Below are 21633 nucleotides of genomic sequence, written 5' to 3'. Positions count from 1 at the left end.
CGATATGTTCCTGCCCCTGCGGGATCATCCTAACGGCTCGCGTGATGCCGTCCAAATAGGTCTCCAGTGCGGCGGAGACTCTGGCGGAATCCCATGACTGGAATTTGGTATTTTGTCCAGCAAACTCACAACTTTATCGATCCGGCGTAAAACTGTCGCAGGACAACCATGGTATTGACCGATTCCTGGACTTGGCAGACGGGCTGTGACCGGCTAATTCGACGGTCCCCCGGAGGATGGAACCGATTTCGCTTCGTACGCCGCTGGCGCTTCTCCTGATCTCGCTCGCCGTGATTGCATCCGTGTGGTGGTGGCTCGCCACGCCGATTACCCTCCCGCGTGCGCCGATCGATCCTGCCGCAAAGCTGCAATGCGTGTCCTACACGCCGTTCCGCGGCGCCCAGACCCCGCTTGATCCGACCACGCAGATTCCGGTCGAGCAGATCGAGCAGGACCTCGCCGATCTCGCCAAGGTCACCGATTGCGTGCGGACCTATTCGATCGAGAACGGCCTCGACCAGGTGCCCGGCGTTGCGGCCAAGGTCGGGTTGAAGGTGATGCAGGGCATCTGGCTCAGCAGCAACCGCTTCAAGAATTTGCAGCAGATCGCGATCGCGGTCCGGCTCGCCAAGGAATATCCTGGTGTCGTCACCTCGCTGATCGTCGGCAACGAGGTGCTGCTGCGCGGCGAGATGACCGCCGCCGATCTTGCCGGCAACATCCGCGCGGTGAAGGCTGCGGCGGGTAATCTCCCCGTCACCTATGCCGACGTCTGGGAATACTGGGTGAAGAACCGCGAGATCTATGACGCGGTCGATTTCGTCACCATTCACATCCTGCCGTATTGGGAGGACGTCCCGGTCAAGGCGAAATATGCCGCCGCGCATGTCGATGATATCCGCAAGCGGATGGCGGTGACGTTCCCGGGCAAGGAGATCCTGATCGGCGAAACCGGCTGGCCGAGCCAGGGGCGCATGCGGGAGGGCGCGTTGCCGTCGCGCACCAACCAGGCGCGGGTGGTGTCCGAGATCCTCGACCTCGCCAGGCGCGAGGGCTTTCGGGTCAACCTGATCGAGGCCTATGACCAGCCCTGGAAGCGCAAGCTCGAGGGCACCGTCGGCGGCAACTGGGGCCTGTTCGATTCGATCAAGCGGCAGGTGAAGTATCCGCCCGGCGTCGCCATCAGCAACTATCCGGACTGGAAGCTGCAGATGGTGGGCGGCATGGCGCTGTCGATCGCCACCTTCCTTGTCGCCTGGCTGACGCTGCGCCGCCGGCCCTGGACGCCGCGGCCGTCGGCCTGGATCGCGGTCGCGATTTCGGCGACCACGGCAGGGGCGCTGCTCGGGATCGCCGGCGACAAGATGTACTACGAGAGCTACGGCCTCGGCGGCTGGCTGCATTGGGGCGCGCTGCTCGCCGCCGCGATCGTCTCGCCGCTGCTCACCGCGCATGCGCTGATCGCCGGGCGCTCGCTGCCGACTTTCCTCGAACTGGTCGGGCCGCGCGACTATCGCGGCAAAGGCGCGATCGGCGCGTTGCTGGCGATCGTGCTGGTCATCACCACGGTGATTGCAGCCGAAACCGCGCTCGGCTTCACCTTCGATCCGCGCTACCGCGATTTCCCTTATGCCTCGCTGACCATGGCGGTGGTGCCGTTCGCGCTGCTGACGATGCTCAATCGCCCGAAGGAAGGCATCCGGCCGCTCGCGGAATCCGTGTTCGCCGGCCTGCTCGTGGTCGCCGCCCTCTACACGATGTTCAACGAGGGCACGATCAACTGGCAGTCGGACTGGACCTGCGTGATGTACCTCTTGCTCGCCGCTACGCTGTGGCGGGCGCGGGCCGCGCAAAACCCAGGATGAACAGCCCGATCGCGAGCCCCGACAGCACGACGTTGTAGAGCACGATCCCGAGCCCGGCTGCGATCAAGCCGAAGGTCAGCAGCACGATCGACGGCCGCGTCAGGTTCAGCACCGCGATCACCAGCGCGGTGATCCCGAACACCGAGTTCTTGAACAGCACGGTCGACAGCGCCCGCGCCTTGCACAGCATGGTCTGCGTGCCGGCGTCGCAGGCCAATGCAACGGGCGAGAACTCGATGGCGAGATACCGCACATACAGCGCGTAGCCGACGGTGATGAAGCCCACGACCATCAGGAACTGGACCTGATAGGGGGAGAGGCGGAACGGAGGTTTTGTCATCGCGGCACTATGGTCGGGAACGGGGTCTGGGACAAGGCTCGGTCAAAGCAGCGAAATCGGTTGAGAATTTGGCCGCAATCCCTTTGCCGGGCATGATTATTGGCTGTTCCGCCGGAACATCGAGGAGATTGTCGTTCCTTCCGGCTTCTTTTCCTCGGCAGCCGGCTGCGGCGGTGGTGCGACGGTGCGCCTCGGCACGGCGCGCCGGTGCGGCAACGCCGGCTTGGCGCTGGCGGGTGGCTCGTTCAGGGCCAACCGCTGGCCGTCATAGATCGCCGTCTCGCAGGTCCGCTGGACCAGGCTAAGCCCGGCGCAAATCTTGGCGGCGGTCCCGGCGTCGTTCAGCGGTCCGGCGACCAGGCGCAACTGCATGCCGAGCCCGTTGCTGTTCTCCTTGATGACGATGATCGGCCGCAGCGCAGTCAGCGGCGCGTTGGCCTTCGACTTCAAGAGGCCGCGCCACAGCGCGCGCAGTCCATTGACCGAATTTGCGGTGCCGAGATCGACGCCGAACTCGGTGCGCTGGATCTGCGCCTTCGGTGCATCGTCGTCAGCGTCGGAGTCCGGATCCGGTGTGATCACCAGCGGCGGGATCGGCGCGACGCTGACATCCTTGGCAGTCGCCGGTTTGGCCACTTCGGTTGCCTTGTTCGGCGCAGGATCGCGCGATGCCATCAGCGGCTTGTCCGCGACCGGCTTGTCCGCGACCGGCGTGGCTGCCGACGCCTTTGTTTCCTCGGCGCTGGCCGCGGCAACGGCGGCGCTCATCGGACTGGCAACGGATGGGATGGAGGCAGCAATCGTCGGCGAACTCTCGGAGGCGGACGGCTTCTCCGCGGCTAGCTGTGGCCTGCTCGCGGCGGCGGCTGGCTTCTTGTCGGCCGCCATAGGCTTCTCGGCCGCAGCGACCGGCTTCTCGACCGGCGCTGGCGCCTTGCTGTCGACGGATGACACCTTATCGGTGGCGACCGGCTTGTCCGATGCGGCAGGCGGCGTTGTTGCGACGGCGGCAACGGCTGGTGCCGCCGCCGCGGGCGCCGAATTGGCTGAGGCGGGCGGCGTAGCGGGCGCCGCCGGCTGTTTCGCGATCGTGCCGGTCACGGAGTCGAGGCCCTGTTCCAGCGTGGTGACGCGCGAATAGAGCCGGTCGCGGTCGCCGTTGAGCGTATCGATCGCGGAGGCCAGCCGGCGCGTTTCGTTGTGGCTCTCCTTAGCCAGCGTCTGCAGCTGCTGGGCCTGCCGTGCGATATCGGATGCGGCAACCTGGTCGCGCCGCAGCGTCAGTGCCGACTGGTTGGCCATCACGGCGATGGTGACGGCACCGACCGCAGCCGCGCCCCACGAGCCGAGCCGCCACAGCATGCGCCGATCGAGAGCATCCTCCTCGGCCAAAAAGCCGGTGGTGCTCTCGGTGTCGAAATCCGCCGCCAGATTGTCGGGATCTTTGGCCAAAGCCCGCTTGGCCCTCCTCGAGGCCCGCCGAATCACGAGGCAAAGATTAACAGGAAATGGACCGGGAACCTGAATCTGAAGGGCCGCGGAGGCGAATCGGTTTCTTCTGCCGGGGAAAACAATTAAAGACGGCCTCGAAGAAAGCCTTGCGCAGCGAACTGCGCGAACCGTCGAGGATACTGAATGACTGCGCGATCGAGCCTGACAGTGGTGCTTGCGGCCGGCGAGGGCACGCGGATGCGCTCGTCGCTACCGAAGGTGCTGCACCTGGTGGCCGGGCAGTCGTTACTGGCGCATGTGCTCTATGCCACAGCCGCCGGCGAGGGATCGCAGCTCGCGGTCGTGATCGGTCCCGACCACGAGGCGGTCGCTGCGGAGGCGCGCCGCGTGCGGCCCGACGCGCGGATCTTCGTGCAGCGCGAGCGGCTCGGCACGGCGCATGCGGTGCTCGCTGCGCGCGAGGCGCTCGGCCGCGGCGCTGACGACCTCTTGGTCGCGTTCGGCGACACGCCGCTGATCTCGGCCGAGACCTTTGCGCGGATGCGCGCGCCGCTGCGCGAGGGCGCTGCGCTCGCGGTGCTCGGTTTCCACGCCGCCGACCCGACCGGTTACGGCCGGCTGGTGACCGAGAACGGCAAGCTCGTTGCGATCCGCGAGCATGCCGATGCCAGCGCCGGGGAGCGCAAGATCACGCTGTGCAATGCCGGCGTCATGGCGTTCGACGGCGGCAAGGCGCTCGCGATCATCGAGAAGATCGGCAATGCCAACGCCAAGGGCGAATATTATCTGACCGATGCCGTCGGCATCGTCAGGGAACTGGGACTGGAGGCCGTCGTGATCGAGACCAGCGAAGATGAAGTGCGCGGCATCAACACCAAGGCGCAGCTCGCCGAGGCCGAGGCCGTGATGCAGGCCCGGCTGCGCAAGCAGGCGCTCGAGGCCGGCGTGACCCTGATCGCGCCTGAGACGGTCTATCTCGCCGCCGGCACCAAGTTCGGCAAGGACGTTGTGATCGAGCCGTTCGTGGTGATTGGACCGGGCGTTTCGATCGACGACGGCGCCGTGATCCATTCCTTCTCGCACATCGTCGAGGCCACCATTGGCAAGAAGGTATCGGTCGGTCCCTATGCCCGGCTGCGGCCCGGCACCTCGCTCGGTGACGGCGCGCGGATCGGCAATTTCGTCGAGACCAAGGCCGCGACGCTGGAGGCCGGCGTCAAGGTCAACCATCTCTCCTATGTCGGCGACGCCCATGTCGGCGCCAATTCCAATCTCGGCGCCGGCACCATCACCTGCAACTATGACGGCTTCCTCAAGCACAAGACGCTGATCGGCGAGGGCGCCTTCGTCGGCACCAACACCTCGCTGGTCGCGCCGGTGACGATCGGCAAGGGCGCCTATATCGGGTCGGGCTCGGTCATCACCAAGAACGTCCCCGACGACGCGATGGCGCTCGAGCGCAGCGAACAGTCGATCCGCGAAGGCGGCGCCGCGCGCTATCGCGCCGCGAAGCTGAAGGCGAAGGCCGCGAAGGGGAAGTGAAGACGTCGCGCGACGTTCGCGAGCGTGTCTCATCGATATGACGTCGTCCCGGCGAATACGTAGCGCTGGCAGTGACGCGCCGCGGTTCAGGCCGCACTCTTTGCCCGGGCGGGCTCATCGGCGCCGCGCTGAACAGGACCGAGCAGGATGCGCCGCTGCATCTCGTCAAAGGCGAGATTGGCGTTCTTCTCCTGCGTGACCAGCGAGAGAAGGATCGCGACCGCGAACGATAGCGGCATGCTGACGATCGCCGGATTGCGCAGCGACACGAACCACCATTGCTGCTCGACCGCGGCCAGCGGCTTGCCGAGAATGTCGACCTGGATGGTCGGCGACAGATAGATCAGCACCAGCGAACTCAGCGTGCCGACGAGGATGCTCGCCACGGCTGCAGGCGTCGTGAAGCGGCGCCAGGTGATGGCGAGCACCAGCGAGGGGAAGTTGGCGGCGCAGGCGATCGAGAACGCGAGGCCCGCCATGAAGGCGACGTTCTGGCCCTCGAACGCGATACCAAGAAGGATGGCGAAGATCGAGATCATGACGGTCGCGATCCGCGCCACCTTGAGCTGCTCGGCCTCCGAAGCGGTGCCGTTCCGGATCACATTGGTCCAGACGTCATGGCAGAGCGTGGCGACGCCCGACAGCGTCAACCCCGCGACGACGGCGAGCATGGTCGCGAACGCGACCGCGCAGATGAAGCCGAAAAAGGCATTGCCGCCGACCGCGAGCGCGAGCAGCGGCGCGGCCATGTTGCCGCCGCCTCCGGCCTTGGCCACCGCGTCGGCGCCGACCAGCACCATGGCGCCGAAGCCGATGATGAAGACCATGAGATGAAAGACGCCGATCAGGCCGGTGGCATAGAGGATCGACAGCCGCGCGGCCTTGGCATCCTTCACCGTATAGGCCCGCATCAGCACATGCGGCATCGCGGCGGTCCCGAACATCAGGCCGAGCCCGAGCGAGATGGCGTCCCATTGGCCCGAGACTACCTTCGATCCCGGCTGCAGGACTTTCGTGCCGTATTTCTCGGACGCCGCGGCGAACAGCTTGAGCGGGTTCATGTCGAAATGGGTCAGCACCAGGAAGGCGAGCAGGATGCCGCCGCCCATCAGCAGCGCGGCCTTCACCACCTGCACCCAGGTCGTCGCCAGCATGCCACCGAACAGCACATAGACCAGCATGACGCTGCCGACCACGACGACCGACCAGGTGTAGGGCAGGCCGAACAGCAGCTTGATCAGCGATCCCGTCGCGACCATCTGGGCGATCAGGTAGAACAGGATGACGGCGAGCGTCCCGACGGCGCCGGCGAGGCGCACCGGGCGCTGGCGCAGCCGATAGGCCACGACGTCGGCAAATGTAAAGCGGCCGACGTTGCGCAGCGGCTCGACGATCAGGAACAGGATGATCGGCCACCCGACCAGCCACCCGATCGAATAGATCATGCCGTCGAAGCCATTCGAGGTGACGATGCCGGCAATGCCGAGCAGGGCGGCGGCGCTCAGGAAGTCGCCTGCGAGTGCCCAGCCGTTCTGCCACGGCGTGACCTGGCCACCGGCGGCAAAAAAGTGTTCGGTGGTGCGCGTGCGCCGTGCGGCCCAATAGGTGATCGCCAGCGTCAATGCCATGAATGCAAAGAAGAACCCGATCGAAAGCGTGCTGTTGCCCATCTTGCACCGCTCCCTTAGCGAAGATCGCGGATGCCGGCGTCGAACACCCGGTTCGCCCACAGCACGTAGACCAGGCAGAGCACGAAGGAGGAGACGATGACGAGCGGGCCGAGCACGATGCAGAGCGACAGACCGGGCACCAGGATGGTGCCGAGCAGCGGCTTGTCGAACGCGAACAGCCCCATGAAGCCGAAATAGATCGCGATCATCGCAGCACTGAGCACGAGCGCGACGGTCAACCGCTTTTTGGCCAGTTTCTTGGCCAAGGCGGCGCTGGCGCTCGGCGCCAGATCGGGTTTGCCGGGAATAACCACGTTCATGCTTGCCCTCTCAAAGCTTCAGTGCGCGCTACCTTGCGCCAATCGGACGAGCTTCAGCCGGGCTCCGATGGAAGGGAACTATGGATTTTTGCAATCTGCCGTGCGCGGCTGCGCCACGGCATCGGCCAGCGTGACCTGCATGTCGGGGTCCTGCTTCAGGGTATTTTTCAAGAACGCGCGGACGGCGCGGATGCGTGGGGCAAATTGCAGGTCGCTGTGGACGTTGAGCCAGACCTCGCGAAAGGTGCCGGCGAGGGCGGGCAGCACGGGGATCAGGTCGGGCCGATCATTGGTGGCAAAGCTCGGCAGCATGACGATGCCGAGGCCACCCGCCGCGGCGTTCATCTGCGCGATCATGCTGTTGGAGTGGAATGCGACCTTTGGCTCTTCGATGACGTCGGCGAGCCAGCGCACCGAATCGACCTGGATCAGGTCCTCGATGTAGGAGACGAACCAGTGATCGGCGAGGTCGCGCAGGCTTGCGGGCATGCCGTGATTGTCGAGATAGCTCCGGCTGGCGAACAGTCCAAGCCGAAACTTGCCGATGCGCTCGGAGATCAGGCCCGGACCCGGCGGCCGGAAGAACGACACGAACAGATCGGCTTCGCGCTTGTGGACGTAGACCGTCTGCGCTGACGTGACGAGTTCGACGGAGAGTTGCGGCGCGCTCTGACGCAGTTTCGCAAAGCGTTGCGCCAGATAGAGCGAGGCGATCCCCTCCATGGTGGCGAGCCGCACGGTCCCGATCAGTTCCTGGGTGTCGCTGGCCTCCTCGCGAATGGCGATCACCGCGCTCTCGACCCGCTCGGCATGACGCAGCAAGCGCTCGCCGACTTCGTTGAGCTTGAGCCCAGTGCGATGGCGTTCAAACACCGCGATCCCGAGAGAGGCCTCCATCTGGGCGATACGCCGGCTCACCGTGGAATGATCCAGCCGCAGCCGTTTGGCTGTCTGGCTCAGATTGCCGGCGCGAGCGGCGCAGAGAAAGACCCGCAGATCGTCCCAGTTGATCGTATCGAACATGACCTGCCTCCGGATTGCGGCCCCTGTCAGCAAAGCAATTCTCGTTCCAACGCGCCGGACGGCTCCGATCCTTCGCAACCGACCTTGCGACAATTCCCATGCATGCCGGGAAGGTAGGAATGATACCGCTTCCGCCTCCTGGTCCTAGCCGGATTTTCGACATGCTCCCTCGTTTCAAGGCTGCCGCCGTGCACGCCGCACCCGTCTTCCTCGACAGCCGGGCGACCACCGAAAAGGCGATCGCCATCATGCGCGAGGCAGCAAGGGCTGGCGCCGAGCTGATCGCGTTTCCTGAAACCTACATTCCGGCCTTTCCGGTGTGGGCCGCCCTGTGGCCCCCGATCGACAATCACGACCTGTTCGTACGCATGGCGGAGCAGTCGGTGCTGGTGGACGGACCGGAAGTGGCGAGGCTGTGCGCCGAGGCGCGCAGCCTCGGCGTCACCGTCTCGATCGGCATCAGCGAGCGCTCGGCCGTCAGCGTTGGCGGACTGTGGAACTCGAACCTCTTGATCGGCGAGACCGGCGAAATCCTGGTCCATCACCGCAAGCTGGTGCCGACCTTCTATGAGAAGCTGGTGTGGTCGTCGGGGGACGGTGCGGGCCTCAAGGTGGCGGAGACGCGGCAGGGCCGGATCGGCGGGTTGATCTGCGGCGAGAACACCAATCCATTGGCCCGCTTCGCACTGATGGCGCAGGGCGAACAGGTGCACATCTCGAGCTGGCCGCCGATGTGGCCGACAAGGCGCCCGGCGGGCGGCGGCAATTTCGACAACGTCGCCGCCAACCGCATCCGTGCCAGCGCGCACTGCTTCGAAGCCAAGGTCTTCGGAATCGTCACCGCCGGCTACATGGACCAGCCGATGCGGGCCTTCCTCATCGAACGCGACAGAGCCATCGCCGACGTGATCGACCAGACGCCGCGTGCAGCGAGCTTCTTCGTCGATCCGACGGGGGGCGTCTTTGGCGATGAGTTGCAGGACCAGGAGGGGATCGCCTATGCGGAGATCGATCTCAATCGCTGCGTCGAGCCGAAGCAGTTTCACGACGTGGTCGGCTACTACAACCGCTTCGACATCTTCGGCATGACGGTCGACCGCCGCCGGCTTACTCCGGCGCGCTTTCGCGATGAAGAACTGCAAACTGCGAAAGCGAGCGACGAGGCGCTTCTGTCCGTCGACGTTGATATCGCCGATCGCTGATTTGGATCGCTGCTCAGCAGTCCTGTTGCCAACGCGGGAATGTCTGGCTACGGTTTACCCCAGGTAAGCCCTTAAAGCGCTCGTTCGATCGGCCGGACGCTCATGCCCAAATTCCTTCGCATCGGAGTGCATCAGTCGAACGTGTCCGGATACACGTCGAAGGCATGGTGCATTCGACGCACCGGCTCGACCGTGTTCCTGAAGTGGGGCGCGGTGGAGGTGCAGGGCGCCGGAGCCGGGCGAAAGGTCTATTGGACCTTTCCACCGCAGGAAAAAACCATTCGCTGCCGCACCGTACAGCGTGCCCAGGACTACACCAAAGCCGCCATCGCGCGGCGGCGCAGCCATAGCTATGAACCGCTGACCGGAAATATCGCGAACCGGCGCCGGACCGCCGACCGAAGTTCGGAGCTGAAGCAGGCGCTCGCCACCATCCTCTACGTCGATATCGTCCGATCCACCGAAAAGGCCGCCCGGCTCGGCGACGCGCGCTGGGCAACGGTGATGAATCACTATTACGCCGCGGTTCGCCGCGAGCTGAAGGCGTTGCGCGGCAAGGAGGTCGTGACCACCGGGGACGGCGTGCTGGCGACGTTCGGCGTGCCGGTGGCCGGGGTGCGTTGCGCGACCGCGATCCGTGACGCCGTGCGCACGCTGGGGCTCGAGATCCGGGTGGGGTTGCACGCCGGCGAATACAAGGTCAGCGGCGCGGAGGTCATCGGCCTTGCGTTTCACATCGGCGCCCGCGTCGCCGCGAAAGCGCGGGCCGGCGAGGTGCTGGTCTCGAGCGCGGTCAGGAATCTGATGCTGGAGTCCGAGATCCGTTTCAAGGATCGCGGCGCGCACCAGCTCAAGGGCGTGCCGGAGCGCTGGCGGCTCTACCGGGTCGAACCATAGAGCGCCTTGCCAGCGTGGCGCCGGTTTCGCAGCCCGCAGGTCAGGTGAAGGCGACCTCGATCCGGTTGTCGGCCTTCGCGGTGATCCGGCAGGCCCGCGACAGCGCGTCGGCGGCGATCGCGAGCTTGAACTGGTCGGGAATGCCCGAGGTCGACATCACCTCGATCGTCGCGGTGTCGCGGGACAGGCCGCGCACCGTGCAGTCGATCGTCGAATGGCCGGCGTTGAAGCTGATCGTGCCGGCCTTGAACACCCGCCGCGCGGTTGGTGCAATCGACGGCGCCCGCTCGACCCAGGCCAGCGCCTGGTTGCGGCCACCTTGCTTGGCGCCGTACATCGCAAGGTCGGCGTTGCGCAGCATGTCGTCGAAGCAGTTGCCGGGCGAGAGCACCGCGCCGCCAAGGCTGCAGGTGACGCCGATCGTGCCGGCCGGTGTATCGATCCGCGTCGCCGCGACGGCGGCGCGCACCTTCTCGAGCACGCCCATCGCCTGATCGAGCCTGGTGTGCGGCAGCAGGATGCCGAATTCCTCGCCGCCGAGCCGACCGATCACGTCGGAGCCGCGCACCGCGCCGCGTGCTGCGTCTGCGACCGCCGCCAGCACCATGTCGCCGACCGCATGGCCGTAGGTATCGTTGACTGCCTTGAAGTGATCGACATCGAGCACCGCGCAGGACAGCGGGCTCAGATGGCGTGTCGCCAGCGCGGTCAGCCGCTCGCCTTCGCCGCGGAAGGCGCGCCGCGAGGAGCAGCCGGTGAGGCCGTCCTGCATCGACAGGTTCCGCAGCTTCAATTCGTCGACCGCGATCGCGGCGAGATCGACCAGCATGCTGGTCGCCTCGGCGTCAAAGTCATCGCGCGGGCGGGTGTCGATGGCGCACAGGCTGCCGATCACGACACCGGACAATTTAAGCTGTGCGCCGGCATAGAAGCGGACGAACGGTGCGCCACGCACGAAGATGTTGTCGGCGAAGCGCGAGTCGCGCGTCATATCTGGGACGACCAGCGGCTCATCGAGCGTAATGGTCACATTGCACGGCGCCGGCCGTCGGTCGGTTTCGCGCAGGTCCAGTCCATCGGAGGCTTTGAACCATTGCCGGTGGCCGTCGATGAAGGTCATCGTCGACATCGGTACGCGAAAGATTTTGCGGCATAGCGATATCAGGCGGTCAAATGCCAGTTCGCGCGGCGTGTCGAGGATGTCGAGTTCCGCGAGCGTATCGAGGCGACGGGCCTCGCGATCATGCGCAGTGTGCATCGGGTTACCTCCGGCGGCGGCACCCTCTCCGAAAGGCGTTAATGCTGCGTTGACGTGATCCGACATGTTCGCCGGTGGCGGTTTCACTGGCTTTAGCAGGCGACGAGGCAAAACACGTCATGCGCAATCATGCCGCGACTGTCTTGATTGGAGTCTTTTGCAGCCTGGTGACGTATTTCAGCGCCGCACGAGTGTACCAATGGGCCGAGACCGGACACCTGGCCGTGCTGTCCCGGAAGACGCACGACCAACCCGAGTTCGTTTCCTGGAGCGACGACCGGCTCAGCTTCGTGCTGCTGTTCGCGCTTTATCTGTTTTTCCTCAAGAACGGACTGCACGGCATGCTGGTCACGTGCCGCGACGTCTGGCTGCGCGGCCGGGGTTGGGAACCGTGATCGAATATCTGGTCCAAGCACTGGTCGAAACGATCTTCACAAAGACCGGTCGCGGGCTGTGGGGGCTCCTCGGTCTGCGGCCGCACGACGTCGTGGCGATGATCAGCGGAATGATATTCTGGGCCTTCGTGAGCATATTCGCTTACGCCAAGATGCATGGGTAGAAGCTCAAGGCTGGGCTGCCGTAGACGGATCCCGACGACGCGCTCTTGCCAAAATAGTTAGCCCCGATTAACCAGCCCTTCGCACCAACCTTGCCGCTTAAGACTGTCGCAATCGGCAATAATTATTGAGTATCTTGCGACCGGCGATTCCCGTTAAGGGACCATGTCGCCGCTTCGGCAAATTTTCGGCGATTTTTGGGGACATTGAACCGCATGTGCGGCATCGTCGGCATTCTTGGACGCGCTCCGGTCGCGGAGCAATTGGTGGATTCGCTGAAGCGGCTGGAGTATCGCGGCTATGATTCGGCCGGTGTCGCCACGCTGGAGAATGGCTCGCTGGCGCGGCGCCGCGCCGAGGGCAAGCTGAAGAACCTCGAGGCCCGGCTGCAGGCCAAGCCGCTCGGCGGCCACACCGGCATCGGCCACACCCGCTGGGCCACCCACGGCCGGCCGACCGAGAACAACGCGCATCCGCACTCAACCGAACGCGTCGCCGTGGTGCATAACGGCATCATCGAGAATTTCCGCGAGCTGCGCGAGGAACTCGAGCACAAGGGCGCGGTGTTCGCGACCGAGACCGATACCGAGGTCGTGGTGCATCTGGTCGACGATCTGCTCACGGGCGGCGTCAAGCCGATCGAGGCGGTGAGGGCGGTGCTCTCGCAGCTGCGCGGTGCCTTTGCGCTCGGCTTCATCTTCGCCGGCGAGGACGATCTGATGATCGGCGCCCGCAACGGCCCGCCGCTCGCGGTCGGCCATGGCGACGGCGAGATGTATCTCGGCTCCGATGCGATCGCGCTCGGGCCGTTCACCGATACGATCAGCTATCTCGAGGACGGCGACTGGGTGGTGCTGACCCGCAAGGGCGCCACGATCTTCGACAAGGACAACGCCATCGTCCATCGCGAGGCGATCAAGCACACGACTGCAACGGCTTTGGTCGACAAGGCGAATTATCGCCACTTCATGGCGAAGGAGATCCACGAGCAGCCGGAAGTGGTCGGGCACACGCTCGCACGTTATGTCGACATGGCGACCGAGCGCGTCACCTTGCCGGTCAAGCTGCCGTTCGACTTCAAGGACATCCAGCGCATCTCGATCACGGCCTGCGGCACCGCGAGCTATGCCGGTTTTGTCGCAAAATACTGGCTGGAGCGGCTGGCGCGGCTGCCGGTCGAGCTCGATGTCGCCTCGGAATTCCGCTACCGCGAGGCGCCGCTGCGCAAGGGCGACCTTGCGATCTTCATCTCGCAGTCCGGCGAGACTGCCGACACGTTGGCGGCGCTGCGCTACGCCAAGGCGCAGGGCGCGCACACGCTCTCGGTCGTCAACGTGCCGACCTCGACGATCGCGCGCGAGAGCGAGACCGTGCTGCAGACGCTGGCCGGTCCCGAGATTGGCGTCGCCTCGACCAAGGCGTTCACCTGCCAGCTGATGGTGCTGGCCTCGCTCGCGGTTGCCGCCGGCAAGGCGCGCGGCGAGCTGTCCGACGCCGACGAGGCCAAGCTGGTGCATGGCCTTGTGGAAATTCCGCGCCTGATGTCGGAAGCGCTCACGTCGGAGCTGCAGATCGAGAAGCTGGCGCGCGAGATCTCGAAGTCGCGCGACGTGCTCTATCTCGGCCGCGGCACCAGCTATCCGCTGGCGCTGGAAGGCGCGCTGAAGCTGAAGGAGATCTCCTACATCCATGCCGAGGGCTACGCCGCCGGCGAGCTCAAGCACGGGCCGATCGCGCTGATCGACGAGCACATGCCGGTCGTGGTGATCGCGCCCTATGACAAGGTGTTCGAGAAGACCGTCTCCAACATGCAGGAGGTCGCCGCCCGCGGCGGCAAGATCATCCTGATGACCGACGCCAAGGGCGCCGCGGAGGCGACCATCCAGTCGCTGGTGACGATCGTGATGCCGGACATGGGGGCGACCTTCGCGCCGATGGTCTATGCCGTGCCGGTGCAGCTGCTCGCCTATCATACAGCCGTCGTAATGGGCACCGACGTCGATCAGCCGCGGAATCTGGCCAAATCGGTCACGGTCGAATAGCCGCAAGCCGGGCCGTTACGCGGGCCCTTCAAAAATGCGTCAGAATGGCTTAGCTGGGTGGTGGGCAACGGCCGCTTCGATGCCGCTTCCACGACCTTGGAACCGCAATGACCTCCAACCAAGTGCCTCCCGTCACGGGTGATTTGCCCCCGGATGCCCCCCGCGGGCTCATGGCGCGTTTCCGCAACTATTTCCTGACCGGCCTGGTGGTGGCCGGCCCGGTTGCGATCACGCTGTATCTGACCTGGTGGTTCGTGAACTGGGTCGACAATCTGGTCCGGCCGTTCGTGCCGACGGCCTACCGGCCGGAGACCTATCTGCCGTTCGGGCTGCCCGGTTCCGGCCTGATCGTCGCCGTCATCGCGCTGACCTTGCTCGGCTTCCTCACCGCCAACCTGATCGGCCGAACCCTGGTCGACCTCGGCGAGCGGCTGCTCGGGCGCATCCCTGCGGTGCGCGCGATCTATCGCGGCCTGAAGCAGGTGTTCGAGACGCTGTTCTCCGGCAACGGCTCGAGCTTCCGCCGCGTCGGCCTGGTCGAGTTTCCCTCGCCCGGGATGTGGTCGATCGTGCTGATCTCGCAGGCGCCGAGCACCGAGCTCGCCGCCAGTTTCCCCGGCGATGAAGAGCATATCTCGGTGTTCCTGCCGTGCGCGCCGAATCCGACCACCGGTTTCTTCTTCTACGTGCCGAAGAGCAAGATCATCGAGATCGAGATGAGCACCGAGGATGCCGCGACGCTGATCATGTCGGCCGGCGTGGTACAGCCTGGCGCCAACGATCAGAAGCGCGCCGCAGCGCTTGCCGGCATGGCCAACGCCGCGCGGATCGCGAACCAGGCCTCGCTGCAGCCGGCCACTCAGCCCACGCCGGCGAAGGTGGAGTAGGGGCCCCGCTCCATCCCGTCATTGCGAGGAGCGAAGCGACGAAGCAATCCATGGCTCCATGCATGCGGAACGATGGATTGCTTCGCTTCGCTCGCAATGACGGGGGGAGGGCTCGCAATGATGCGGTTGGCCGCTACCCCGCGCCGATCAGCGGCACGGCCTCGTCGCGTTCGTAGAGGTAGAGCAGGACCCGCAGCGCTTCGCCGCGTTCGCCCTTCAGCTTCGGATTGTCCTTCAAGATCCGCAGCGCCTCGTCGCGCGCCTGGGTGATGAGCTGGCCGTGCACCTCGGAGCGCGCGATGCGGTAGCCGGGCAGGCCGCTCTGGCGGATGCCGAGCACGTCGCCTTCGCCGCGCAGCTTCAGATCTTCCTCGGCGATCCGGAAGCCATCGGTGGTCTCGCGGATCACCTTGAGCCGCGCCTTCGACATCTCGCCGAGCGGCTCCTTGTAGAGCAACAGGCAGGTCGAGGCCTCCGAGCCGCGGCCGATGCGGCCGCGCAGCTGGTGCAATTGCGCGAGGCCAAAGCGTTCGGCGTTCTCGATCACCATGATGGTCGCCGCCGGCACGTCGACGCCGACCTCCACCACCGTGGTCGCGACCAGCAAGCCGATCTCGTGCGCAGCGAATTGCGCCATCACGCGATCCTTCTCGGTGCCTTTCATCTGGCCGTGCACCAGGCCGACGCGATCGCCGAACCGCTGCTGCAGGCTCTCGAAACGTTCGGTCGCGTTGGTGAGGTGTTCGGTGCCCTCGGCCTCGGACTCATCGACCAGCGGGCAGATCCAGTACACCAGCTTGCCGGCGCCAAGCGCGCGGCCGACGCCGTCCATGACATCCTCGATCCGGCTCATCGGCACCGCGCGGGTGTCGATCGGCTGGCGGCCGGCGGGTTTTTCGCGCAGCTCCGAGACGTCCATGTCGCCAAAATAGGTCAGCACGAGCGTGCGCGGGATCGGCGTGGCGCTCAGCACCAGCACGTCGACGGCCTCGCCCTTGGAGGTCAGCGCGAGGCGCTCGCGCACGCCGAAGCGATGCTGCTCGTCGACCACGGCGAGCGCCAGCGCCTTGTAGGTCACGTCGTCCTGGATCAGTGCATGGGTGCCGACCAAAAGATCGATCTCGCCGGCCTCGAGCCGCGCCAGCAGCTCGCGGCGCTCCTTGCCTTTCTCGCGGCCGGTCAGGATCGCAACCCGCATGCCGGCGCGTTCGGCGAGCGGCGCGATGGTCTTGATGTGCTGGCGCGCCAGGATTTCGGTCGGCGCCATCAGCGCCGCCTGCTTGCCGGCTTCCGCGACGGCGGCGGCCGCCATCAGCGCCACCACGGTCTTGCCGGAACCGACGTCGCCCTGCACGAGGCGCAGCATCCGTACCGGTTGGCGCAGATCCTCGATGATCGCCGCGACCGCCTGCTGCTGCGACTTGGTCAGCGCATAGGGCAGGGCGTCGATGATCCGGTTGCGCAGATGGCCGTCGCCGGCGTTGCGGACGCCGGCGGGGCGGCGCAGGGTGGCGCGGATCAAGGCCAGCGCGAGCTGGCCGGCGAGCAATTCGTCGAACGCGAGGCGTGACCAGAACGGGCCGTCGGGCAGGATGTCGGTGAGTTCAATCGGAACATGGACGCGGGTCAGCGCCTCCCGGATCGGCGGAAAGTTGCAGCGGCGCAGCACCTCGGGACTGATCCACTCCGGTAGCTCCGGCAGCTTGGTCAGCGCCTGAGCGATGGCGCGGCGGAGCGAGCCGATCGCGAGCCCCTCGGTGAGCGGATAGACCGGATCGATACCGGACAGTTTTGCAAAGCCGGCCTCATCGACGACGCGGTCGGGGTGCACGATCTGCGGGATGCCGTCATACATCGCCAGCGTACCGGAGACGTAGCGCTTTTCGCCGACCGGCAAGAGCTTCTCGACATAGCCGGGCTGGGCGCGGAAGAAGGTCAAGACGACATCGCCGGTGTCGTCGCTGGCATAGACGAGGTAGGGCGCGCGCGAATTGCGGGGCGGCGGCGGGCGATGGCGGTCGACGGTGACCTCGAGCGTCACCATGGTTCCGACCGCGGCGTCGCGGATCTTCGGCCGGGCGCGGCGATCGATCACGCTCGCCGGCAGATGCAGCAGCAGATCCACCAGCCGCGGCGTCTCGCTGCGGTCCAGCAGATAGCGCAGCAGCTTGTCCTGCTTCGGGCCGACACCCTGCAAGGTCGTGACCTGGGCAAACAGCGGATTGAGCAGGCTGGGGCGCATCGGTGCCTTTACACACGACTCACGGCATGCGCGCAAGGCAACCGCAAAAGGGGGCAAATGAGGGCTGACATGGGCCGCCGCCATCGCTATATCAAGCGCGCCCGGCACGTCCGGGCTTTTGGCGTTCGATGGATTTTGGAACATGACGGGATCGACACGATCGAGCCAGGGGCTCGATGACCGCCGCAAGCGGCTTTTGTTTCGCTGCTGGCATCGCGGCACCCGGGAGATGGACCTGATCCTCGGCCGGTTCGCCGATGCCAGCATCGCCGACCTGTCCGATCAGGAGCTCGGCGAACTCGAGCATTTGATCGAGGTGCCGGACCCCGACCTCTATGCCGCGCTGACCGGCGACAAGGTGCTGGCGGCGGAATATGCGACCGCGCTGTTCGCTCGCATCAAGGCGTTCCGGGTCGCGGATCCCAGCGCATGAAGCAGCCGATGAAATCGCCGGCCGCAATGCTCGCGCCCGGCCGGGTGCTGACCATCGCCAACGTCGCCGAGGGCGCCGAGGGGCTCGTGATCTCGGACCTGGCGCGCGCCATCGCCGCGCAGCCGAAGCGGCCCGCGGTCAGTCTCGCAGTGGTGTGCCGCGACGGCGCGCGGATGCAGCAGCTCGCCCGCGCGCTGGAGTTCTTTGCGCCCGATATCGCGGTGCTGCAGGTTCCGGCCTGGGACTGCCAGCCTTACGATCGGGTCTCGCCGCATTCCGGTATTTTGGCGCAACGCCTGACCACGCTCGCCAAGCTGTCGCGGCTGGTCGGCAGCGATAAGCCGCTGATCGTGTTGACCACGGTGAACGCCGCGGTGCAGCGGGTGCCGGCGCGCGATCAGGTCGCGGCGCAGGCGCTGTCGGTTGCACCCGGTAACGTCGTGCCGATGGATTCGGTCGTTGCGTGGCTCGAGCACAACGGCTACACCCGCTCGTCGACCGTGCGTGAGCCAGGCGAATATGCCGTGCGCGGCGGCATCCTCGATCTGTTTCCGGCCGGCCTTGACCAGCCGGTGCGCTTCGACTTCTTCGGCGACTCCCTTGAATCGATCCGCACTTTCGATGCCGAGACCCAGCGCACGCATCTGGACATGCGCGGACTCGATCTCGTGCCGGTCTCCGAATTCCAGCTCACGACCGAAACCATCCGCCGTTTCCGCATGGGCTATGTCGCGGCGTTCGGCGCGCCTGAACGTGACGACCAGCTCTATGAAGCGGTCTCCGAGGGGCGCCGCCATCCCGGCATGGAACACTGGCTGCCGCTGTTCCAGGAGCGGATGGACACGCTGTTCGACTATCTCGACGGTGCAACCATCGCGATCGAGCCGCAGGGCGAGGACGCCGCGCGCGAACGCTTCTCGCAGATATCAGACTATTACGACGCGCGGCGCGAGGCGCTGGAGCATCCCGGCAGCGGCGCGATCTACAAACCGCTGCCGCCGGACAAGCTCTATCTGACCGAAGCCGAATGGACCAAACTGCTCGGCGAGGCGCCGCTGGCGCGGCTGACGCCGTTCGCAGTGCCCGAAGGCTCGCCCGACGTATTCGACGCCGGTGCCCGGCAGGGCCGCAACTTCGCGCCGGAGCGCGCCGATACCAACGTCAACGTGTTCGAGGCCGTGGTCGGCCATATCGGCGCGCTGCAGTCGCAACGCAAGAAGGTCATCGTCGCGCTGTGGAGCGAGGGCTCGCGCGACCGCATGGGTGCGATGCTGCGCGACCACAAGCTGCTCAACACCACCAGCGTCAACACCTGGCGGATCGTGCAGGCAACCCCGCGCAACGAGACAATGCTCGCCGTACTCGGCATGGAGTCCGGCTTCGAGACCGACGAATTCGCTGTTATCAGCGAGCAGGACATTCTCGGCGACCGCCTGGTGCGGCCGCGCAAGGCGAGCCGCAAGCTCGACAATTTCATCTCCGAGGTGACGAGCCTTGCGACCGGCGATCTCGTCGTCCATGTCGAGCACGGCATTGGCCGCTTCGTCGGGCTGCAGACGCTGGAAGTCTCCGGCGCGCCGCATGATTGTCTTGAGCTGCACTATGCGGCAGAGACGAAGCTGTTCCTGCCGGTCGAGAACATCGAGCTGCTGTCGCGCTACGGCTCCGACAGCGCCAATGTCGAGCTGGATCGCCTGGGCGGCGGCGGCTGGCAGGCGCGCAAGGCGAAGCTCAAGAACCGCATCCGCCAGATCGCCGGCGAATTGATCAAGATCGCAGCCGAGCGGCAGCTGCACGAGGCGCCGAAATTCCCGCTGCAGCCGCACGTCTATGACGAGTTCTGCGCGCGCTTCCCCTATGAAGAGACCGAGGATCAGCTGGGGGCCATCAACTCGACCCTGAAGGACCTCGAGATCGGCCGCCCGATGGACCGCCTGATCTGCGGCGACGTCGGCTTCGGCAAGACCGAGGTGGCGCTGCGCGCAGCGTTCGCGGTGGCGCTCGAGGGTCGGCAGGTCGCGGTCGTGGTGCCGACCACGCTGCTGGCGCGGCAGCACTCGCGGACCTTCACCGAGCGCTTCAAGGGTTTCCCGGTCAATGTGGCGCAGGCCTCGCGGCTGGTGTCGACCAAGGAGTTGAACCAGGTCAAGAAGGGGCTCGCCGACGGCAGCGTCGACATCGTGGTCGGCACCCACGCGCTGCTCGGCAAGGCCATCAAGTTCAAGGACCTCGGCCTCTTGATCGTCGACGAGGAGCAGCATTTCGGCGTCAGCCACAAGGAGCGGCTGAAGCAGCTGCGTGCCCAGGTCCATGTGCTGACGCTGTCGGCGACCCCGATCCCGCGCACGCTGCAGCTAGCGCTGACCGGCGTCCGCGAGCTCTCGATCATTGCCTCGCCGCCGGTCGATCGCCTCGCGGTGCGCACCTTCGTCGCGCCGCACGATCCCCTGATGATCCGCGAGGCGCTGCTGCGCGAGCGCTACCGCGGCGGTCAGGCGTTCTACGTCGTGCCGCGGATCGAGGATCTCGCCGGCGTCAAGGATTTCCTCGACAAGAACGTGCCGGAGATGAAGGTAGCGGTCGCGCACGGCCAGATGCCGCCGACCGTGATCGAGGACATCATGTCGGCGTTCTACGACGGCAAATACGACATCCTGCTCTCGACCACGATCGTCGAATCCGGTCTCGACATCCCGAACGCCAACACGCTGATCGTGCACCGCGCCGACATGTTCGGTCTCGCCCAGCTCTACCAGCTGCGCGGCCGCGTCGGCCGCTCGAAGCTGCGAGCCTATGCGCTGTTCACGCTGCCGGCCCAGCAGAAGATCACGGCGCAGGCGGAGCGGCGGCTCAAGGTGCTGCAGTCGCTGGAGACGCTTGGCGCCGGCTTCCAGCTTGCCTCGCACGACCTCGACATCCGCGGCGCCGGCAATCTGCTTGGCGAGGAGCAGTCCGGCCACATCAAGGAAGTCGGCTTCGAACTGTACCAGTCGATGCTGGAGGAGGCGATCGTCAACCTCAAGGCCGGCGTCGCCGAGCCCGCCGCCGACCGCTGGTCGCCGCAGATCACGATCGGCATGCCGGTCCTGATCCCGGAGGACTACGTCAACGACCTCAGCGTGCGGCTGTCGCTCTATCGGCGCCTCGCCGATCTGGAGACCGACGACGAGATCGACGCCTTCGCCGCCGAGATGCGCGACCGCTTCGGCGTGCTGCCCGACGAGGTGCGCTATCTGTTCAAGGTCGCGGCGATCAAGGCCTACTGCCGCGGGGCCAATGTCGGCAAGGTCGATGCCGGCCCGAAGGGCGCCGTGATCGCGTTCCGCGACAACAGCTTTGCGCATCCGGAGCGGCTGGTGACGTTCATTCGCCAGCACGGCCAAGCCGCAAAGGTACGCCCCGACATGAAGGTGGTGTTCTTCCAGGAATGGGATACGCCGGAGGAGCGGCTCGCCGGCACCACCGAGATCCTGCGCCAGCTCGCCAACCTTGCGGAGAGCAAGAAGGCGGCGTGAGGCATTCGCGCCCGGCAGGCACGGCTGTGGCATCGGGGGCGAGGTGATCGGCGTTTGTCGCAAGCTTGGCATGGCCGCGCTTGTGCCGGTCACGACTGTTCTGAAACGTCCAGAAACATTTGGAGAGGGCGGATCGCTCGCGGCGATCGAACGGAATATTCAAGGCGGGCGCGAAGGTCCCACATTGTGAACAACAGGCGAGGAACATTGGACTTTTGCCAACGCGACCTTGACGGCCTTTGTGCGATTTGTAAGCTGGTCGTGTATTTAGTTCAGATCGGCCTTTATATTTTGGATGACGTAGTAACTTGAATCTGGTTCGCGTCCCGCCAGCATTTCAACTGCTCTCCAAAACTCAGTGATCAGGAGCTCGCGCCAAGTGAATTGG

17 protein-coding genes are annotated in these 21633 nt (G+C 65.6%); 10 read left to right on the top strand and 7 right to left on the bottom strand.

The genetic code is table 11. The features are described 5' to 3' along the window. Positions 1 to 236: 236 nt before the first annotated feature. The gene (locus ACVISU_RS01535) at positions 237 to 1865 is read left to right on the top strand and encodes a glycoside hydrolase family 17 protein (protein ID WP_456705764.1); all 1629 of its coding nucleotides are present in this window, start codon (positions 237 to 239) and stop codon (positions 1863 to 1865) included. Here the strand turns inward: ACVISU_RS01535 and ACVISU_RS01530 are convergent. After that, a complete protein-coding gene (locus ACVISU_RS01530) occupies positions 1825 to 2205 on the bottom strand; it encodes a hypothetical protein (RefSeq protein WP_050400318.1) in 381 nt (126 codons plus the stop codon). The genes ACVISU_RS01535 and ACVISU_RS01530 overlap by 41 nt on opposite strands. Positions 2206 to 2301: 96 nt before the next feature. Next, on the bottom strand, positions 2302 to 3657 hold the full coding sequence (locus ACVISU_RS01525; RefSeq protein ID WP_456705763.1) for a hypothetical protein: 1356 nt from the start codon (positions 3655 to 3657) through the stop codon (positions 2302 to 2304). Positions 3658 to 3840: 183 nt separating this feature from the next. On the opposite strand from ACVISU_RS01525, the gene glmU reads away from it, so the two are divergent. After that, positions 3841 to 5199, top strand: coding sequence for a bifunctional UDP-N-acetylglucosamine diphosphorylase/glucosamine-1-phosphate N-acetyltransferase GlmU (gene glmU, locus ACVISU_RS01520; protein WP_456705762.1), 1359 nt, complete (start codon positions 3841 to 3843; stop codon positions 5197 to 5199). Positions 5200 to 5285: 86 nt separating this feature from the next. Here the strand turns inward: glmU and ACVISU_RS01515 are convergent, their stop codons facing one another. The 3 genes from ACVISU_RS01515 to ACVISU_RS01505 form a co-directional block, all read right to left on the bottom strand. Continuing rightward, entirely contained in the window at positions 5286 to 6869 is a 1584-nt protein-coding gene (locus tag ACVISU_RS01515) for a solute symporter family protein (protein WP_456705761.1), read from the bottom strand. 14 nt (positions 6870 to 6883) lie between these two features. Continuing rightward, a complete protein-coding gene (locus ACVISU_RS01510) occupies positions 6884 to 7189 on the bottom strand; it encodes a DUF485 domain-containing protein (RefSeq protein ID WP_050400315.1) in 306 nt (101 codons plus the stop codon). A 78-nt stretch (positions 7190 to 7267) separates the two neighbouring features. After that, the gene (locus ACVISU_RS01505; RefSeq protein WP_456705760.1) at positions 7268 to 8212 is read right to left on the bottom strand and encodes a LysR family transcriptional regulator; all 945 of its coding nucleotides are present in this window, start codon (positions 8210 to 8212) and stop codon (positions 7268 to 7270) included. A 161-nt stretch (positions 8213 to 8373) separates the two neighbouring features. On the opposite strand from ACVISU_RS01505, the gene ACVISU_RS01500 reads away from it, so the two are divergent. Further along, positions 8374 to 9414 (top strand): carbon-nitrogen hydrolase family protein, encoded by a 1041-nt coding sequence (locus tag ACVISU_RS01500; RefSeq protein WP_050400313.1) that lies wholly within the window; start codon positions 8374 to 8376, stop codon positions 9412 to 9414. A 102-nt stretch (positions 9415 to 9516) separates the two neighbouring features. After that, complete coding sequence (locus ACVISU_RS01495; protein ID WP_050400312.1) at positions 9517 to 10311, top strand: adenylate/guanylate cyclase domain-containing protein; 795 nt, start codon at positions 9517 to 9519, stop codon at positions 10309 to 10311. Between the two features lie 40 nt (positions 10312 to 10351). Here ACVISU_RS01495 and ACVISU_RS01490 read toward each other — a convergent pair whose 3' ends face one another. Continuing rightward, positions 10352 to 11569, bottom strand: a complete 1218-nt coding sequence (locus tag ACVISU_RS01490; RefSeq protein WP_456705759.1) for a GGDEF domain-containing protein — start codon at positions 11567 to 11569, stop codon at positions 10352 to 10354. A gap of 119 nt (positions 11570 to 11688) precedes the next feature. On the opposite strand from ACVISU_RS01490, the gene ACVISU_RS01485 reads away from it, so the two are divergent. The 4 genes from ACVISU_RS01485 to ACVISU_RS01470 all read left to right on the top strand — a co-directional run bounded on the left by ACVISU_RS01485 (position 11689) and on the right by ACVISU_RS01470 (position 15055). Then, positions 11689 to 11964 (top strand): hypothetical protein, encoded by a 276-nt coding sequence (locus ACVISU_RS01485; RefSeq protein ID WP_456705758.1) that lies wholly within the window; start codon positions 11689 to 11691, stop codon positions 11962 to 11964. Next, positions 11961 to 12128: a hypothetical protein gene (locus ACVISU_RS01480; RefSeq protein WP_456705757.1), complete on the top strand. Its 168-nt coding sequence runs from the start codon at positions 11961 to 11963 to the stop codon at positions 12126 to 12128. The genes ACVISU_RS01485 and ACVISU_RS01480 overlap by 4 nt, the downstream gene beginning before the upstream one ends. Before the next feature lie 213 nt (positions 12129 to 12341). Further along, positions 12342 to 14168 carry a glutamine--fructose-6-phosphate transaminase (isomerizing) gene (gene glmS, locus ACVISU_RS01475; protein WP_456705756.1) on the top strand — a complete coding sequence of 609 codons (1827 nt, stop codon included), beginning with the start codon at positions 12342 to 12344 and terminating at the stop codon, positions 14166 to 14168. A 170-nt stretch (positions 14169 to 14338) separates the two neighbouring features. Next, the gene (locus tag ACVISU_RS01470) at positions 14339 to 15055 is read left to right on the top strand and encodes a DUF502 domain-containing protein (RefSeq protein WP_456705755.1); all 717 of its coding nucleotides are present in this window, start codon (positions 14339 to 14341) and stop codon (positions 15053 to 15055) included. A gap of 133 nt (positions 15056 to 15188) precedes the next feature. Here ACVISU_RS01470 and recG read toward each other — a convergent pair whose 3' ends face one another. Then, entirely contained in the window at positions 15189 to 17297 is a 2109-nt protein-coding gene (gene recG / locus ACVISU_RS01465) for an ATP-dependent DNA helicase RecG (protein WP_456705754.1), read from the bottom strand. Positions 17298 to 17439: 142 nt separating this feature from the next. Between recG and ACVISU_RS01460 the strand changes: the two genes are divergently transcribed. Together ACVISU_RS01460 and mfd are read left to right on the top strand one after the other, a co-directional pair. Next, positions 17440 to 17730 carry an FAD assembly factor SdhE gene (locus ACVISU_RS01460; RefSeq protein WP_050405429.1) on the top strand — a complete coding sequence of 97 codons (291 nt, stop codon included), beginning with the start codon at positions 17440 to 17442 and terminating at the stop codon, positions 17728 to 17730. Beyond that, the gene (gene mfd / locus ACVISU_RS01455) at positions 17727 to 21245 is read left to right on the top strand and encodes a transcription-repair coupling factor (RefSeq protein WP_456705753.1); all 3519 of its coding nucleotides are present in this window, start codon (positions 17727 to 17729) and stop codon (positions 21243 to 21245) included. Before ACVISU_RS01460 ends, mfd begins: the two co-directional genes overlap by 4 nt. Positions 21246 to 21633: the final 388 nt, after the last annotated feature.

It is taken from the genome of Bradyrhizobium sp. USDA 4452, from assembly GCF_054063575.1.
The sequence above is the reverse complement of the archived record's forward strand: the minus strand, read 5'-3'. Positions and strand labels throughout refer to the sequence as shown.